Source organism: Halorhodospira abdelmalekii (assembly GCF_016583625.1).
In the GTDB taxonomy this organism is placed as follows: domain Bacteria; phylum Pseudomonadota; class Gammaproteobacteria; order Nitrococcales; family Halorhodospiraceae; genus Halorhodospira; species Halorhodospira abdelmalekii.
Genome location: NZ_NRRN01000003.1, coordinates 24897 through 43286 on the forward strand (window position 1 = coordinate 24897; position 18390 = coordinate 43286).

The following is an 18390-nucleotide window of genomic DNA, read 5'->3' on the forward strand; positions in this document are numbered from 1 at the left end:
TGATCGGACGAAAGGCGGGATTCGGCAACCGCTACGCATCACCCACCGGTTGGCTCTCATCAGGACCGTCAACAGATGAGTTCGGGTCGAGTAGACGCTGAAACTGCGCCTCATTGAGCACCGGGATGCCCAAGGCACGGGCCTGCTCCAGCTTACGCCCCGTTTGCGTACCGGCGATGACATAGTCAGTCTTACTCGAAACGCTCCCGATCACCCGTCCCCCGGCGGCCTCGATGCGCGCCTGCGCCTGCTCACGGCTGAACTGCTCTAAGGTACCGGTCAAGACCACGCGCTTACCGGCGAGCGGCGCGGCTCGCGCCTCGGCCTGCGGCTCCGGCCAGCGGACCCCGGCGGCGACCAAACGCTCGATGACCCGACGATTATCACAATCGGCGAAGAAGCCGACCACGGCCTGGGCCACCACCGGTCCGACATCCTCCAGCGCCTCAAGTTCAGCCGCCGGCGCCGCCATAAGCCGCAGCAGGGCCCGACTCGCGAGCGGGGAGTCGAACGAAAGGCCGGCCGCCTCCTGAAGCGACTCCAGGGGGGCGTGGTGCAGATCGCTGCGCAGCCGCTCTGCCCCGGCGGCGAGCCGCTGCGCGATCACTTCACCGACGTGCTGAATACCGAGCGCGTAGATCAACCGGGGCAGGCTCGTCTGCTTCGCCTGCTCAAGCGCTGCGAGCAAGTTCGCCGCCGACTTCTCCCCCATCCGCTCCAGCCCCAGCAACTGAGCGTGTTCGAGGGCAAAGAGATCAGCGACATCGGTGACGAGCCCGGTCGCGACCAGCTGCGCGATCAACTTCTCGCCGAGACCGTCGATATCGAGCGCCCGCCGCCCGGCAAAGTGCTGCAGCGCACCCTCGCGCTGGGCGGGACAGTGCAGCCCGCCAATACAACGATGCGCCGCCTCGCCGTCGAGCCGCACCACCTGCGCACCGCACTCAGGGCAGTGCGGCACCCGCTGCTCAAAGTGCCACGGCTCGGCCGTCGCGGGGCGACGCTCTAAAACCACCTGGGTGATCTCCGGGATCACATCGCCGGCCCGGCGCACCATCACGGTATCACCCTCGCGCACATCCTTGCGGGCCAGCTCATCGGCGTTGTGCAGGCTGGCGCGGGCAACCGTCACGCCGCCGATCTCGACCGGCTCGAGACGAGCCAGCGGGGTGATCTTGCCGGTGCGTCCGACCGAGGGGACGATCTCGCGCACCTGGGTGGTCGCCTCACGCGCCGGCATCTTATAGGCGATCGCCCAGCGCGGTGAGCGCGCCGTGGCCCCGAGGCGCTCGCGCGCAGCCAAGTCGTCGATCTTAATGACAACGCCGTCGATCTCGAAATCGAGGGCATCACGCCGCGCCGTCAGACGCTCGTAGTAGGCGTGGCACTCGGCCGCTCCGGAGAGGCGCTGATGCGGCTCACTGACCCGAAAGCCCCACGCTCGCAGAGACTCCAGCACCTCAAGGTGGGTAGTAAAACCGGCCGCCTGCGGCTCGCCGAGACCGAAGGCGAAAAAGCGCAGCGGTCGCTGTGCCGTCACTTGCGGGTCGAGCTGACGCAGCGAGCCGGCAGCGGCGTTGCGCGGATTGGCGAAGGGGCGCTCGCCGGCGGCCAGCCGCGCCTCGTTCAGGCGGGCGAAATCACGCTTACCGATGACCACCTCACCGCGCACTTCGCAGCGCCGTGGGAAGGGCCGCGCCCCGCGCTCGCCTGGTAGAGCGCCCGGTAGAGCGCCTGGCAGAGCGTGGCGGTCGTCTTGATCGGAACACTCCGGGGGCTCCTGCTGCCCCCCATGACGCGCCTCGGGGCTCTCCCCGTGATTCGGTCGGCCCGCACGGCGCGGGTCGCGCAGCCGTAGCGGTACGCTCTTGAGGGTACGCACGTTGGCGGTGATCTCTTCGCCCTCGCGCCCATCGCCACGGGTACCGGCACGCACCAGCACACCGTCCTCGTAGGTCAAACTCACCGAGAGGCCATCGAGTTTCGGCTCACCGACGTAGACCACCGCGGCCTGCTCGAGGCGTTCGCGAATCCGCCGGTCACTCTCAATCAGCGCCTCTTCGCTGAAGGCGTTCTCGAGTGAGAGCATCGGGGTGTCGTGGACAAGGGTGGCAAAGCCCTCGCGCGGCCCGCCGGCGATGCGTTGCGTCGGCGAGTCGGCCTGTCGATACTCAGGGAGGCGCGACTCGAGGGCCTGCAGTTCGGCAAAGAGGGCGTCGTACTCGGCATCGGCGATCGCCGGCTGATCGAGGACGTGGTAACGGTGGTCGTGCTCGGCGATGGTCGCCCGCAGCTCATCGATGCGTCTCTTGGCATCTCCCGGGGCATCTCCCGGGGCACCTCCCTGGGCGAGCTCCTTGGCAGCCCCGTCGGAGGCGATCCCGGGGGTCGATGTTGGGTCGTTTTTTTGCAAGCTCGCTGCCCTCACCCCTTCTTGTGTGTCGCGATATGCAACTGTCGCCGGTGTTCGCGCAACTGCTCGCGCAGATGTTCGGCGACTTGGCGCGTCAGCGTCGAACGGGTCCGATCGAGCAGCAGCCCATCGAGGTGGCGCGAGACGTGGTAGGCGCTCGCCATCATGGCATCGAGGGTCTCTTCACCATCGACCGGCAGCGGCAACTGCATAAAGAAGGCCAGGCCCGGGGTCTGCAGTCGGGGCAGACTCTCCTCGGGGTCGAGATAGCCCGGCTCGACCATGCTCGCCACACTAAAGAGGGTCACTCGGCCGAGTTCGCTCGTCCCGCGCCGATGCCAAATGCGGTGCTCGCCAGGGACCATGCGCACCGCCTCCAGGGCCTCGGCAACCGCCGGTCCGTCGAAACGCTCCCCTTCGCGGGCGGCGACGTAGAGCGCAACGATCTTCTCCGCCTGCGGCACATCGCCGCTACGATAGGCGTTCATCTCGACCTGCGATGCTGGTGAGAGTTTAAGCGGCTTCGGTTCGGTGCGCCGCGGCGGGGCGTCGCTAGCGGACGCCCCGGACGCCCCGGGTGATGCCGCGGCGCCAGCCGACGCAGCAGCACTGGCCGATGCGGCCGCGTAGCCGTCGCCGCTTAGCGGATCGTGGCCGGAACCGGGGCGATCGGCCTGAGCCTCCTGACTGTGCGGCTTTGCGGGCGCAACGGGGGTCTCGTAATCGGCGTAATCGGCGTGATCGGCACGCCCAGCGAGCCCTGCGCGCTCTGCGCGCTCGGCGTAGCCATCAAAATCGTCACGCTCGCCACGGTCGTCTTGACCGGCTTGCCCAGCCAACGCATCGACTTCGCCGATGTTCAAGGCGGCAGCGGCCGCCTCGCGGGCGCTCTGCCGCCCTGGCCAAGGTGCGCCGGCCTCATCGCCTTGTGCGCCACTGCGCTCCGCCCCCTCTTCTCCGGTGGCATCGGCCGCATCGGCGCGCGCCGCCGACTTGCGCCGTCCCAGCCGCCACCACGGCTGCGCCTGCTCCCACTCCTCCGCTGCCGAGTCGTACGCATGAGCAGCCGACTTAGCAGCTGGATCACTGGAGGAATCGGTCGGTAAAGCGGTGGCTCCGCCCGTGGACTCCGGATAGTTCGACTTGGTCATCGGCACACCGTCACCCTTCGCATCGGCAGTCGCTGGCCGCCCGCCTGCCTCCGCATCCAGCTCAAGGTGCGGATCACCGCGCGCTTGCTCATCGCGGCGCAACAGCTCGTCGATCCCCTGCAGCGCCTCTTCATCGATAAAGGGCGCATCGTAAGCGGCGCTGCGCTCCCCCCAGTCGCTCAGCTCTTCGTCGTCGACCAGCCTTCTCGATGCTGTCTGCGTTCCGCCGCCATCGCCCCGCGCCCGCTCCGCTGCGGCACCGACAACGCTCGCGGCGGCAGCGCTCCCCCCGGTCGACGAGGCCGCCTCACGCTCCTGTCTGCGTCGTTCGCGCCGGCGCCCGAGCAGATAGATCGCTAAGAGCACGAGCAGGCCCACGCCGAGTATGATCCAGCGCAATGGCTCCATGGCGTCGCTCCCCCTTCAGAATGCAGCGATGCAGCCGCGGTGAGGCGGCCTCCAACGTGCGGTCGCTTCAGCACGTCCCCGCGCGAGGTGGTTCTCCGCGAGGCCCCTCCTGGCCAACACCTAGGCAACTTTTCGGTAATCTCTAGGCAATTCCCCGATCCCTTCTGGCCCACCTCTGGGCCACGGAACTGTCAGCCATCGGCATAGGGTACTAAGCCTGCCGAACCCATGGCCATGGCTGCGGCCGCAATTGCCATCACCCCGCTTGTGCCAAATCCACCGCCTCATCGACGTCGACCGCCACCAGTCGTGAGACCCCAGGTTCATTCATTGTCACCCCAAGCAAGTGCGAGACCCGCTCCATCGTCGTACGGTTGTGCGTGATGAGGATAAATTGCACCCGTTCCGACATTTCGGCCACTAGGTCACAAAAGCGCCCGACGTTGGCCTCATCGAGCGGCGCATCGACCTCATCCAGCATACAGAAGGGGGCCGGATTCAGGTTAAAGATAGCGAAGACGAGGGCGACCGCGGTGAGCGCCTTCTCACCCCCGGAGAGCATGTGGATATTCGCGATGCGTTTACCCGGTGGCTGAGCTAACACCGCGACCCCGCTGGCCAACAAGTCGTCATCGGTCAACTCCAGATAGGCCCGTCCGCCGCCGAAGAGACGAGGAAAGAGACGGCCGAGCTCTTCGTTTACACGCTCATAGGTCTCGCGAAAGCGCGCCCGGGTCGCTCGATCGATCCGCCGAATCGCCCCCTCTAAGGTCTCAAGCGCTTCGCTCAGATCGGCGTGCTGCTGATCGAGGTAGCCGCACCGCTCCTCAAGCTGCGCACACTCGTCGATGGCCGCCAGGTTCACTGAACCGAGCCGTTCGATCTGTGCGCTGAGACCTTCCAGCGCGCGCGTCCAAGCAGCGATAGTCGTGCCTAAACCGCTCTCGCTGCCGGCTGCGGCCTGATCGACAGCGGGGGCGCACGTCGGCAACTGACGTGCCTCCGGCGGGCGCTCGGCTGGATCACCATCGAGGCGAGCCGCTACACTCGCCGTCTCCTCACCGAGTTCGTCTAAGGCCTGCTGCTGATGGCTACGGTGGGCGCGCAACTCACCGAGCTCGAGCTGCACGGCGGCGCTCGCCTCGCGCGCCTGCTCAGCGCGTTGCTCGGCCTCAAAGCGCAATTGCTCCTGAGCTTGTAGCTGCTGCTCGAGTTCAGCGCTGGCCTGGCGTACGCGCTGTAATTCGCGCTCGTATTCGCCGCGTTGTACCAGCAGCTGCTCGCGCTGCCGCTGCAGCGTCTCGATCGGCTCATCGGCGACCGCCAACGCCTCCTCCAGCGCCTGACAACGCTCACGATAGCGCGCGCACTGGGCCGCCGAACGCTCAAGCTGATCGGCTACCGCACGCAGCGCCGTCTCCGCCTGCTGCTGCTCAAGCGACAAGGTATAGCGCCGCTCGCGCGCTACACGCAACGCCTCGGCACTCGCCTCGAGTTGCGCACGCAGCGACTCGCGCTCCTGCTCAAGCGCCGCATCACGCTCAGCGCAAGTGGCTGCCGCGGCAGCCGCCTCCTGCGCGGCACGCGCTGCAGCCTCGCACTCGGCCGCGGCCGCGCTGCGCTGCTGCGCTAGCCGCTGCTGCTCGCTGAGTAAGGCGTGGCGGCGCGCTTGCAGCTGCTCTAAGCGCTCGCGCTGATGCTCAAGCCGCGCCTCTAGGTCAGCCTGGCGACGCTCACTGAGCGTTAATTCAGCACTGATGGCATCGCGCGCCTGCTCTGCCGCAATCACCGCCTCGCGCGCGCTCTCGACGCGCTCTGCCGCCTCTTCGACCTGCCCCTCGGCAGCAGTGAATTGCCCGCGCAACTCGGCGATCTCGCGCTCGCGCTCTAACAGCCCATCGGCCGCCTCGTCACTCCCAGGTAGGCGCAACCAATCGCGTCCGAACCAGACCCCATCGGCAGTCACCACGCTCTCCCCGCTGCGCAGATGGGGGCGCAGCGCGCGCGCCGCGCTCAGCGACTCGACACAGTAGATCCCGGCAAGCCACTCGGCCAGCCCCGGCGCATAGCCGGTGGTGATATGGACGTGGGCGGCAAGACGCTCGGCGGTGACACCACTCTCAGATGAGGGCTTAGACGGTGAGTCCGGTGAGTCCGGAGAGTGCGGATGCGGAGAGTGCGGAGACAGGCACTGAGGGGGTAGATCGATCGACGACTCGCGTAGCGGCTCAGATGGCTGCTCAGCGGATAAGCGGGTAAAGAGCGTCAGCGTCGTCCCGGGCACCAACTCCTGCGGCCACGCCTGCAGCCACTCCGGAGCCTCCAGCCTCTCCGGGCGCTCCACATCGTCCAGACAGAGGCCCTGCAGGGCCTCACCGAGCACCGCGGCGAGCGCCCGCGACCAGCGCGGGGTGACCTCAAGACATTCGGCCAGCCGCGGGCACTCCTCCCACCCTTGCTGCTCCAGCCAGCGGCTGCGCTCGCTGCGATCGCGCCCTAGAGCGGCCTCCTGCAAGGTCTCCAGCGAGGTCAGACGGGCGCGTAGGGCGCTCAAGCCCTCACGCGCCTGCTCCAACTCACCGGCGGCGTGATCACGTGCGGCGAGCGCCGCCGTGAGCTCGGCTGCGGCATCTTCCCGTTGCTCACGCTGCGTCTCAAGGGTGACCTCGGCGGCCTCAAGCGCCTCTTTTTGGCGCTCAAGCTCTTCGGCCACAGTGGTCTCATCAAGGCTTTCAAGCTCCTCGGCAAGCTGCCTTAACCGTTCATCGAGCTCACCGCTGCGCCGCTCGGCGGCGTCCTGACGCGTCTGCTCAAGCTCAGCGCGCTGTGCTGCCGCCTGCTGCTCGCTGCGCGTGCGCTCAGCGCGATCGCGCCAGGCATCGAGTGCTGCCCGAGCCTCCTGCTGCTGCCTCTCGGCTGCCTGTTCATCTTGCTCGGCGGCTGCGCACTCCGGCGCTAGCGCTGCCTGCTGTTCGGTCAATTCGACATGGCGCTGCTGATCACTGCTGCGGGTCTGTTCGAGTTCAGCGAGCGCCTGCCGCGCCTCGGCGAGCTCCTGCTGGCGACGCTGGCGCAGCTCCCCGGCACTGTGGATGCGCTCTTCCAGCGCGCTGAGCTCGTTGCCCGCCGCGTAGAAGTGCTCCTGCACGCTCTGTAGACGCTCGTTGTGCGCCTGCAGCCGCTCACGCCGGGCGACACTCTCGCTCTCGGCGTGACGTTGCTCGCTCAGGGCGGCTTGGCGGGCATTATCGTGGGTGCGTACGGTGTGTTCGAGGGCGGCGATGCGAAAGTCGAGATCGCGCACCCGCAGCAGGGCGAGCTCACCTCGGCGGTGGCGTTCGCTGGCCCGATAGCGCCGGTACTGCTCGGCGACCTTGGCCTGCTTGCGCACTTTTTCGAGCTGGCGATAGACCTCGTCGCGCAGATCGTCGAGGCGCTCAAGATTCTCGCGCGTATCGCGGATGCGCCGCTCGGTCTCGCGCCGGCGCTCTTTGTAGATCGAGATCCCGGCGGCCTCCTCGAGGTAGAGGCGCAGCTCCTCGGGCCGCGACTCGATCACGCGCGAGATCATCCCCTGCTCAATGATGGTATAGCCGCGCGGCCGCACCCCTGTCCCCAGGAAGAGATCGCTGATATCGCGGCGCCGACAGCGCGTGCCGTTCAAACTGTAGTGCGACTGCCCCTCACGGTTGACCTGGCGCTTAATGGCGATCTCGCTATAGGCGGCGTAGCGTCCTCCTAAGGCACCGGCACTGTTATCGAAGAGCAGTTCGACACTGGCCTGGCCGACCGGGGCTCGCGCCCCCGAGCCGCTGAAGATGACATCGCTCATCGAACCGCCACGTAGATGTTTAGCCGAGCTCTCCCCCATCACCCAGCGCACGGCGTCGATGACATTGGATTTTCCGCATCCATTCGGGCCGACGACGCCGTTCATCCGTCCCGGCAACGGAATGGCCGTCGGATCGACGAACGACTTGAATCCGGCAAGCTTGATGCGTTTTAGCTGCATGGATGTGGACTGATTGAGGCTAATGGGGCTCTCATTGGGGCTACTGGGACTGATGGGGCTAATGGCCTGTGGCAACCTTTCGGAGGAGGCGTCGGGGCGGTAGAATGATCAGTCTCCTATTATCCAGCCTGATTGAGCTATTGGAAAGCCATGCCGAGCCAACCGTCGCGTAGTTTAGAGACCTTCCCCAACCCTTATCCAGAGCGTCACTACACCATCCGCATGGAAATCCCGGAGTTCACCTGCCTCTGTCCGCTGACCGGGCAACCCGACTTCGCGACCCTGCACTTGGAATACATCCCCGATCAGCGCTGTGTCGAACTCAAGGCCCTGAAGCTCTACATCTGGTCGTTTCGCGATGAGGGCGCCTTTCATGAGGCGATTACCAACCACATCCTCGACGATCTGGTCGCCGCAACCGCCCCACGCTATATGAAGCTGCGCGCCCGCTTCAACGTCCGCGGCGGCATCTGGACCGATGTCGAGATCGAGCATCACGGCGCGGCCACGTCCACCGCGCCTGAGCTGCCTGAGTAGCGGCCCTGAGTCGCGGCTAGACACCGTGCCCCTGCCCTCTTCGCCGTGACCCTCGCGACCCGCTTTGCCCCGAGCCCGACGGGTGCGCTGCATCTGGGCTCTCTGGTCGCCGCCCTCGGCAGCTACCTGATCATCAAGCGCGCCGGGGGAGAATGGCACGTGCGCATCGACGATCTCGATACGCCGCGCTGCGTCCCCGGCGCCGCAGAGTCGATCTTGCGCGCCTTGGAGCAGATCGGTCTGCACTGGGACGGCCCGGTGGTCTACCAAAGCGACCGCGCCGCTGCCTACCAGGCAGCGCTCGCGACCCTTGAGGCGCGGGGTGCGCTCTACCCGTGCGCCTGCACCCGCAAGGAGGTCGCGCGAGCGGCGCAGCGTAGCGGCGGTGCCGGCTTGATCTACCCCGGTACCTGCCGCAACGGCCTGCCTCCCGGACGTCAAGGTCGCGCCTTGCGGGTCTCCACCGTTGGCAGCGCAATCACTCTGAACGACGGCGCGGCAGGGCGGATTGAGTGCCGCCTTAATGAGGAGATCGGGGATTTTATCGTCCGCCGCTCCGACGGCCTCTTCGCCTACCACCTAGCCTGCGTCGTCGACGACGCCGAAGCCGGCTTTAGCCACATCATTCGCGGTCGCGACCTGCTTGCCTGTACTCCGCCGCAGATCCACCTGCAGCGGCTGCTCGACCTGCCGCAGCCGCGCTACCATCACCTGCCCCTGGCCCTCAACGCGGCTGGCAAAAAACTCTCAAAACAGACCCACGCCCCGCCGATCGACCCTCAGCACCCCGTCCCGGCCATGGTGCAAGCCCTGCAACTCCTCGGCCTCGACCCGCCGGTCACACTGACCCGTACAGCCACCAGCGCCGGACTCATTGCCTGGGGGCTCCAGGCCCTCGCCGATGCGCCTATGTTGACCTTGGGCAACGGGCCCAGCGAAGATAGACCGCAACACGCATGGGAACCATAACGGTTACTATAATGGGCAACATCCAGACGTGTTACCGTTGGCGCCGCCGCGCCGCCTGAAACCGCCTCGCTAGACGAAGCAGAGCAGCGGCGGAACGCCGGCCCCCATCATCTCATTCGGGAGGAGAGAGAAGATGTCCGAGACGAAGGTCTACCCAGTCCCCGAGTCGATCAAGCGGGACGCCCACCTTACCTTCGAGCAGTATCAGCAAATGTACGAGCGCTCGCTGAGCGATCCCGAGGGCTTCTGGTCAGAGCAGGCAGAGCAGTTCCTCGACTGGTTCAAAAAGTGGGAGACCACCTGCCAGTGGGATCTGGATAAGGGCGATGTGCGCTTTTTCACCGGCGGCACCCTGAATGTTGCCTACAACTGCATCGACCGCCACCTTGAAACCCGCGGCGATCAGACGGCGATCATCTGGGAGGGTGACGACCCGAGCGACGACGCCCACATCACTTACCGGGATCTGCACGAGCGCGTCTGCCGCTTCGCCAACGCCATGAAGGCGCGTGGCGTCAAAAAGGGTGACCGGGTCTGCATCTATCTGCCGATGATCCCCGAGGCCGCCGTCGCCATGCTCGCCTGCACGCGCATCGGCGCCGTCCACTCGATCGTCTTCGGTGGCTTCTCCCCCGAGGCGCTGCGTGATCGCATCACCGACGCCGATGCCGAGGTCGTGATCACCTCGGATGAGGGGCTGCGCGGCGGCCGCCCGGTACCGCTGAAGGGCAACACCGATAAGGCGCTGGAGAGCTGCCCGAACGTCAAGACGGTCTTTGTGGTGCGCCGCACCGGTGGCGAGATCGCCTGGCACGATGGTCGCGACGTCTGGTACCACGAGGCGTGCGCCGAGGCCTCGACCGACTGCCCGCCGGAGCACATGGACGCCGAAGACCCGCTCTTTATCCTCTACACCTCGGGTTCGACCGGCAAGCCGAAGGGGGTGCAGCACTGCACCGGCGGCTATCTGCTCGGCACTGCCATGACCCATAAGTACATCTTCGACTACCAAGAGGGCGAGGTTTACTGGTGTACCGCCGACGTCGGCTGGGTCACCGGCCACTCCTACATCGTCTACGGGCCGCTGGCGAACGGCGCCACGACCCTGATGTTCGAAGGCGTACCGACCTACCCCGACGCCAGCCGCTTCTGGCAAGTGGTCGATAAGCACAACGTCTCGATCTTCTACACCGCACCGACGGCGGTCCGGGCGCTGATGGGGCAAGGCAACGACTTCGTCAAGAAGACCTCACGCAAGAGCCTGCGCATCCTCGGCTCGGTCGGCGAGCCGATCAACCCCGAGGCGTGGGAGTGGTACTACCACGTCGTCGGCGAGGATCGCTGCCCGATCGTCGATACGTGGTGGCAGACCGAGACCGGCTCGATCCTCATCGCGCCGCTGCCCGGTGCCATCGATCTTAAGCCCGGCTCGGCCACCCTACCCTTCTTTGGTGTTGAGCCACAGTTGGTCGACGACAAGGGCAACGTCATCGAGGGCGCCGGCCAGGGCAACCTGGTCATCAACCGCGCCTGGCCGAGCATGATGCGCACCATCTACGGCGACCATGAAAGGTTTATTACCACCTACCTGGCCGCCTACCCCGGCAAGTATTTCACTGGCGACGGGGCCCGCCGCGACGAAGACGGCTACTACTGGATCACCGGCCGGGTCGACGATGTCATCAACGTCTCGGGGCACCGCATGGGTACGGCCGAGGTCGAGAGCGCGCTGGTGCTCCACGACAAGGTCAGCGAGGCGGCCGTGGTCGGTTACCCGCACGACGTCAAGGGTCAAGGCATCTACGCCTACGTCACCCTGATGGCCGGCGAAGAGCCGAGTGACGAGCTGAAAAAGGAGCTGGTAAAGATCTGCGTCAGCGAGATCGGCCCGATTGCCAAGCCCGATATCATTCAGTTCGCCCCCGGCCTGCCGAAGACGCGCTCGGGCAAGATCATGCGCCGTATCCTGCGCAAGGTCGCGGCGAACGAGCTCGATACCTTGGGAGATACCAGCACGCTGGCCGATCCTGGGGTGGTCGATACGCTGATCGAGGAGCGGGCCAACAAGTAGAGTAAACCCGGGACGCCCGGCCGCACCCAAGCGGTCGGGGCGTCACACCGCCCAGCGGTTGAGCAGCGTTGGAACCGATGGAACGGAAGGGGACGAATAAGGAGTTTGCCTCCCCACCCAGCCGCCGGGCGGTGCCGGTCTCTGCACCGCCACTTCATGGGCACGTGCGCTCGCCGATGGGCGGTGCGGGGTGGCGATGTGTCGACGAGGGCCGTCTGAGGGCCAGTCCGCGTGCACGAAGCGACCTTTCAACAGCAGTTGCTGGCTCACCTGGCAGAGGGCGTCTTCGGCCTCGATCGCGACGGCTGCTTCACCTTCCTCAACCCGACCGCCTGTCAACTGCTCGGTTACCCGGATGAAACGACCCTGCTCGGTCGCCCCGCACACGAGGTGTTGCACCACTCAAAGGCCGATCAGCGACCACACCCGCACGCAGAGTGCGCTGTCAGCTATACGCTGCAGACCGGAGACGCGGTACAGGGGCACGAAGACCTCTTTTGGCGGCGCGATGGCAGCACCCTCGATGTCCTTCTCCAAGCCGCGCCGCTGCACGATGAGGCCGGCAACCGCTCCGGCGTCGTCGTGGCCTTCCAAGATATCAGCGAGCGCAAGCGCCTAGAGCGCGAGCTCAACCACTCGCACCGCCTGATGCACTACATCATCGAGCACAATCGCAGCGCCGTTGCGGTCCACGATACGCAGCTGCGGTACATCTATGTTAGCCAGAAGTATCTCGACGACTTCGAGCTCGAAGAGCGCGCGATTATCGGCAAACACCACTACGCCATCTTCCCCGATCTACCCGAAAAGTGGCGCCGGGTCCATCAGCGCGTGCTCCAGGGTGAGATCCTCAGCGGCGAGGACGATCTCTACCTGCGCGCCGACGGCAGGAGGTATTGGACGCAGTGGGAGTGTCGCCCGTGGCGCCTCGAAGACGGCACGATCGGCGGCATCATCGTCTACACCGAGGTCATCAATCAGCGCAAAGAGGCCGAAGAGCGGATCCAGTTCAACCTGAACCTTCAGCGGGTGATCGCTGAGATCTCAGCCGATTTTGTGCGCGCCGACGAGAACAGGCTAGATTCGGCGATCGACGAGACCTTGGCCAAGATCGGCCGACTGTTCAGCGCCGATCGCAGCTACCTCTTTCTCTTCTCGCCCGACCAGCAGACGATGCACAATACCCACGAGTGGTGTGCCGCGGGCGTGACCTCGCAACGCCCGCGAACTCAAAACATGAGCATCGCCACTATGCCGTGGTTCACTCAGCGGGTCCTCCAAGGTCAGCACGTCCACATCCGCGACGTCGCCCAGCTACCTGCCGCGGCCGTCGAAGAGCGGAAGGAGTTCTTAGCACAAGAGATCCGGTCGCTCATCTGCCTGCCGATCACCAATGAGCACGGCGTACCGACCGGCTTTATCGGTCTCGACCAGGTTCACCAGCGCCAAACCTGGTCGGAGCAGCAGATCTCCATGCTGCGGGTGATCGGCGAGATCATCGGCAACACCATCCACCGCATTGAGGCGCGCCGCGAGCTGGCACGAAGGGAAGAGAAGTACCGCCTGCTCGCTGACAACGTGAACGACGTTATCTGGGAGTTCGACCTCGATCTGAACCACACCTACGTCTCCCCTTCCCTGGAGAAACTCTTCGGCTACCGGCCCGAGGAGGTCATCGGCCGATCTGCCCATCCATTCCTAACTGACGAATCGGCTCGGATCGCTCAGCACCTCCTTACGGAGAGCCTAGCTGCGGTCGAGCGCGGCGAAGGGCCGGTGACCTTCCGCCGTGAGCTCGAGATGGTTCGCCGCGACGGCTCTCGACTCTGGACCGAGATCAACGGCCGGATTATCTGTGATGAGCACGGCTACCCGCAGGGGGTGATGGGCATTACGCGGGATATCAGCGAACGAGTCAGCCTGCTGCGGCGACTTACCGAGTCGAACCTAAAACTTGAAGCGGCCTGCCGCGCCAAAAACGACTTCCTGAACGCCGTCAGCCACGACTTACGCACCCCGCTCAACGCCATTCTCGGTTTCAACGAGTTGCTGCTCGACTCCTCGCTCGATAGTGCCCAACGCCACTACCTGAAGCTATCGCGCTCGGCCGGCCACCACCTGCTTGGACTCATCGACTCCCTACTCGATCTCTCCAAGCTTGAGAGTGGCCGCGTCGAGCTCAGCCGCGAGGTGATCGAGCTCCACCCCTTCCTGAAAGAGCAGATGGCGCTGCTCGAGACACAGGCGGCCAACAAGGCACTCGCCTTGCGCTGGACGATCGATGAGCGCGTTCCGGAACGAGTCGTCGGCGATCCCATTCGCTTCGGTCAGGTGCTCTTCAATTTGGTCATCAACGCCATCAAGTTTACCGCCCACGGATCAGTCAGTGTCACGCTGGCCCCGTACGATGAGCAACGGCTGATCGTTGCCGTCGAGGATACCGGAGCGGGGATTCCTGCAACCTTGCAGGCGAACATCTTCGAGCCTTTCCAACGCGGCTCGCTCAACGCCCAAAAGGAGCACGGCTCCGGGCTCGGGCTGGCGATCTGCCGTGAGCTGGCCCATCTGATGGGCGGTGAGCTATGGCTGCAGAGCACCCCCGGGGTTGGGTCGACCTTCTACTTCACCGCTCTCTTGCCTGCTGTCGCGAGCAGCGCCGCTGCGCCCTCCTTCACCCCAGACGCCCCGGCGCCCGCTTCGGCACCAGAACCCCATCAGCAGCACGCCTCCGCACCGACATCCGCGGCCCTGCCGGGAGCGGGACTGCACGTCCTCGTCGCCGAAGACGAACCGACCAACGCCCTGCTCATCCGCGCGTTGCTCGAGAAGTGCGGCGCCACCGTGACCATGACCGAGGATGGCCAGGCGGCCCTAAAGGCTTGGCAGCAGCGGCGCCCCGATCTCCTATTGCTCGACTACCAGATGCCGATTCTCAACGGCCCGGAGACGATCAGTGCCGTGCGCGCTGAAGAGGCGGCCAGCACAGAGCCGCCGACCCTGATCGCGATGCTCTCAGCACACGCCACCGAAGATGCCCGTCAAGCGTGCGCGCAGGCGGGTGCCGATACCTACCTCACCAAGCCGATTCAGCGCCACGCCTTGGGCGCACTGCTTGAGTGGGCCCAGCAGGAAGCGAGCAGCACACGCGCGCGCTCCCTACGCTGACCCAGCCCCCTCCGAACCGTATACTCAACGCGCCACTGCTGCACGCAAAAAAACGCCGACGACCCCGCGCGGTGCGTGGTCATCGGCGCAACCAAGCCAGTGGCCAGGAAAGCGTAGATCGAGTCGAACAGCGCCCAACCCGACTCCACAACATTGAAGGAGCACGATCCATTACTGCGTAGTCTTCGGCTGCACGTTTAGGCTGCACCGCTGACCACGCACGCAGAAGCCTAACACCCTCCTGGGAAAAAGTCGATAATCATTCTCGTTTGCTCTTGCCACTTTTGAGCACGTAGCGGCGCAGCCCCAGCGCCGACATCCACGCCGGATTGATCGCCTCATGCCCCGCCCAATCGGCCGGGTCGAGCCCCTGTTCCAGTGCATAGCCGTAAAGCCACTCGGTGTAGCGGCGCTGCAACGTCTCCGCCGAGTCGGCCTCTGGCACCTCCTGCTCCGCCCACTGCCGCGCGGCCTCTAGACCACGGCGCAGCGCCTCAAGGTGCTCCTGCGGATCGAGAAAGATGCCGAAGTGGGTCGGCGCCAGGTACTCTGGCCGCTGCGCGGCGATGTAATCGAGACTCTGCAGCCAGCGCTCCGGGACGAACTCCGGCGGCGGCATCGGCGGGATGACGCAACTCGACCCTTGTAGGCGCACCCCGCCGATATCGCCGGTAAAGCAGATATCGTCGAGCCGGTAGGTCAAGTGGTGCTCGGCGTGTCCCGGGGTATCGAGCGCTTCGAGACAGACGCCGCCGACGGCGATCTCGGCGCCATCCCCCAAGGTGGTGATCTGCTCGACCGGCACCGGGCGAAAGTCGCCCCACAACGGGTCCATATTCTCCTCGCCGTAGATGCGCGCGGCACTCGCTAACAACTTCTCCGGGGCGGCTAAGTGAGCTGCCCCCTGCGGGTGGACGCAGATCTGCGCGCCAAAGCTGGCCAAGTGCCCAGCAGCGCCAGCGTGATCGAGGTGAATATGGCTCAGCAAGACGTGCGTCACATCGGCTGGGGTCAATCCGCGCCGATGCAGTTCGAGCTCCAACCCACCGAAGGTCGAACCGGGACCGCTCTCGATAATGATGGCCCCGGTTTCATGCCGAATCAGGTAGCTGGCAATCAAGCGCGAGCGGCCCTGGAAGTGCAGATCCATGACCTCCACGGTCACGCCAGTGCGGGTGCGAACACTCTCCACGATGCTTCCCCCTTCTTACAGTGTATTGATCGTCTGTAGGTCGTCCCGGAAAGAGCCGAAGCAGCGGCGGTTTCAGCCGACTCTAGCTCTACGCTATCATGCCCGCCTGCCCGATAGAGAGGATTCGCCCCCTTGCCCCTGCTTGAACTGCGCAACGTCCAGTTGGCCCTCGGTCACCACCCGCCCCTGCTCGAACGGGTCGATTTGAGTGTCGATCCGCACGAGCGGGTCTGCCTGGTTGGGCGCAACGGCGCCGGCAAGTCGACCCTGCTGCGCCTCATTGCCGGCGATCTCGAGCCGGACGAGGGCGAGATCGCCTACGACTCGGCCACACGCATCGCTCAGCTCTCACAACGACTGCCCGAGAAGCAAGACGGCAGCGTCTATCAGCACATCGCCGCTGGCCTCGGCACACTCGGTGCCACGCTTGAGCGCTACCACCGGCTAGCGGAAGCGGTCGCCGCCGGGGAGAGCGAGTGCCTGGATGCACTGCAGGCGTGCCAGGACACCCTTGAGGCCGAGGGCGGCTGGGCCCTCAATCAGCGCATTGAGTCGATTGTCACGCGCCTGCAGCTCGACCCTGACGCCGCCATGGCGGAGCTCTCCGGCGGCCAACAACGCCGGGTGCTGCTCGGGCGCGCCCTGGTCACCGATCCCGATCTCTTGCTCCTCGATGAGCCGACCAACCATCTTGATATCGACTCCATCACCTGGCTTGAGACCTTTCTCAGCGACTGGTCCGGGGCGCTGCTCTTTATCACCCACGACCGGGCCTTTCTGCAGCGGCTTGCCACCCGCATCATCGAGATCGACCGCGGTGTGACGTACAGCTACCCCGGCGACTATCAAAACTATCTGCGCCGCCGTGAGGAGCGGCTGGAGACCGAAGAGCAGCAACGAGCCGAATTCGACAAACGGCTCGCCCGCGAAGAGGTGTGGATTCGCCAAGGGATCAAGGCGCGGCGCACGCGCAATCAGGGCCGCGTCCGTCAGCTCCAGCAACTGCGCGCCGAACGTGCCGCACGGCGCGAGCGCCTTGGCACCGCCCGCTTTCGGGTTCAGGAGGCGGAGCGCTCAGGAAAGATCGTCGTCGAGGCCTCTCAAGTCTCCTTTGCCTACGGCGCCGCGGCCGATGCCAGTGCCAGTGCCAGTGCCAAGGTCGGCGCCGCTGCCAGCCCTAACGCCGCCCCCCATACTAGCGGTGATGATGGGACCAACGCCGAACGGCTGATCATCGATCGGCTCGATACCACGATCCTGCGCGGCGATAAGGTCGGCCTCATCGGCCCCAACGGCTGCGGCAAGACGACCCTGCTGCGCCTGCTACTCGGTGAGCTAGAACCGACCGCCGGGACGATCCAGCGCGGCACCCGCCTGGAGATCGCCTACTTCGATCAGCAGCGGGCGGTACTCGATGAGGCGGCCAGCGTGCAAGATAACGTCGGCGGTGGCCAAGAGCATCTCGATATCCACGGTCAGCGTCGCCACGTCTTAAGCTATCTGCAAGATTTTCTCTTTCCAGCGCAGCGGGCTCGTCAGCCGGTCCGCGCCCTCTCCGGCGGTGAACGCAATCGGCTGCTGCTCGCCCGCCTCTTTAGTCAGCCGGCCAATCTGCTCGTGCTCGATGAACCGACGAACGATCTGGATGCCGAAACACTTGAACTGCTCGAAGAGCGCCTGCTCGAGTTTACCGGCACCGTGCTCATCGTCAGCCACGATCGCGCCTTTCTCGATGCAGTCGCCACGCAGTCACTCGCTTACGAGGGCGAGGGCCGCTTTCGTGAGTACGCCGGCGGTTACAGCGACTGGATCCGGCAGCGCCCCCAACCGCCCCCACTCACCGGGCGCAGTGCCTGTACCCCCAAGCCAGAACGCAGTCAAGATCGAGATCGAGGGCCAAGCCAGGATCCAGCCCGCACCGACTCGACAAGCGGCCGTAGAGCCCCCACCTCCGATACCACCCACGTTGGCGACGTCAGCAGTGGCACTAGCAGCGCCAACAACGTCGAAGAGAGGAGAGCGAGAGACGAGGCTGGACCACGTGGTGCCACGGCCAGCGCCGCCAAGCGGACGGCACCACCGAAACGTCTCAGCCGCTACGAAGAGCAAGAGCTCGCCGAGCTTCCGGAGCACATCGAAGCGCTTGAGCAGAAACAGGCAACACTCCACGAACAGCTCGCCGACCCAGCCCTCTATCAGCAGGCCGATGAGGCGCGGATTCGGGCACTGCAACAGGAACTCGCCACGCTTGAGGCCCAACTCACCGAAACGTATGCGCGCTGGGAAGCGCTGGAGGCGCGCAACCAGCTGTTGACGTGACCGATCCCGACTCACGGGCAACGGGCAACGGGCAACGGGCAACGGGCAACGGGCAACGGGCGCAACCCGAGCCGACACCAGAGCTGTCGCGCAACCGGTTGCTGACCGGCTCCGGCTAAGGCATGCTAGGCGGTTACCCAACGTGGAACTACG

Annotated in this window: 9 protein-coding genes; 5 read left to right on the top strand and 4 right to left on the bottom strand. The window is 65.5% G+C overall.

Annotation, left to right across the window (positions count from 1 at the left end; all coding sequences use genetic code 11):
- Positions 1–31: 31 nt before the first annotated feature.
- The 3 genes from ligA to CKO15_RS01220 all read right to left on the bottom strand — a co-directional run bounded on the left by ligA (position 32) and on the right by CKO15_RS01220 (position 7984).
- The gene (ligA, locus tag CKO15_RS01210; RefSeq protein ID WP_420842106.1) at positions 32–2302 is read right to left on the bottom strand and encodes an NAD-dependent DNA ligase LigA; all 2271 of its coding nucleotides are present in this window, start codon (positions 2300–2302) and stop codon (positions 32–34) included.
- Positions 2303–2424: 122 nt separating this feature from the next.
- On the bottom strand, positions 2425–3972 hold the full coding sequence (locus CKO15_RS01215) for a cell division protein ZipA C-terminal FtsZ-binding domain-containing protein (RefSeq protein WP_200191686.1): 1548 nt from the start codon (positions 3970–3972) through the stop codon (positions 2425–2427).
- A gap of 256 nt (positions 3973–4228) precedes the next feature.
- Positions 4229–7984, bottom strand: coding sequence for a coiled-coil domain-containing protein (locus CKO15_RS01220; protein WP_200191688.1), 3756 nt, complete (start codon positions 7982–7984; stop codon positions 4229–4231).
- Between the two features lie 150 nt (positions 7985–8134).
- On the opposite strand from CKO15_RS01220, the gene queF reads away from it, so the two are divergent.
- The 4 genes from queF to CKO15_RS01240 all read left to right on the top strand — a co-directional run bounded on the left by queF (position 8135) and on the right by CKO15_RS01240 (position 14726).
- Positions 8135–8521 (top strand): preQ(1) synthase, encoded by a 387-nt coding sequence (gene queF / locus CKO15_RS01225; RefSeq protein ID WP_200191690.1) that lies wholly within the window; start codon positions 8135–8137, stop codon positions 8519–8521.
- Between the two features lie 45 nt (positions 8522–8566).
- Positions 8567–9490: a tRNA glutamyl-Q(34) synthetase GluQRS gene (gene gluQRS / locus CKO15_RS01230; protein WP_200191691.1), complete on the top strand. Its 924-nt coding sequence runs from the start codon at positions 8567–8569 to the stop codon at positions 9488–9490.
- Positions 9491–9623: 133 nt separating this feature from the next.
- Positions 9624–11561, top strand: a complete 1938-nt coding sequence (gene acs / locus CKO15_RS01235) for an acetate--CoA ligase (RefSeq protein ID WP_200191694.1) — start codon at positions 9624–9626, stop codon at positions 11559–11561.
- Between the two features lie 231 nt (positions 11562–11792).
- Positions 11793–14726, top strand: a complete 2934-nt coding sequence (locus tag CKO15_RS01240) for a PAS domain S-box protein (protein ID WP_200191696.1) — start codon at positions 11793–11795, stop codon at positions 14724–14726.
- Positions 14727–14985: 259 nt separating this feature from the next.
- On the opposite strand, the gene CKO15_RS01245 is transcribed toward CKO15_RS01240, so the two are convergent.
- Positions 14986–15918 (bottom strand): MBL fold metallo-hydrolase, encoded by a 933-nt coding sequence (locus tag CKO15_RS01245; protein WP_200191698.1) that lies wholly within the window; start codon positions 15916–15918, stop codon positions 14986–14988.
- 132 nt (positions 15919–16050) lie between these two features.
- Here CKO15_RS01245 and abc-f point away from each other — a divergent pair, with 132 nt between their 5' ends.
- Positions 16051–18237 carry a ribosomal protection-like ABC-F family protein gene (gene abc-f, locus CKO15_RS01250; RefSeq protein WP_200191700.1) on the top strand — a complete coding sequence of 729 codons (2187 nt, stop codon included), beginning with the start codon at positions 16051–16053 and terminating at the stop codon, positions 18235–18237.
- Positions 18238–18390: the final 153 nt, after the last annotated feature.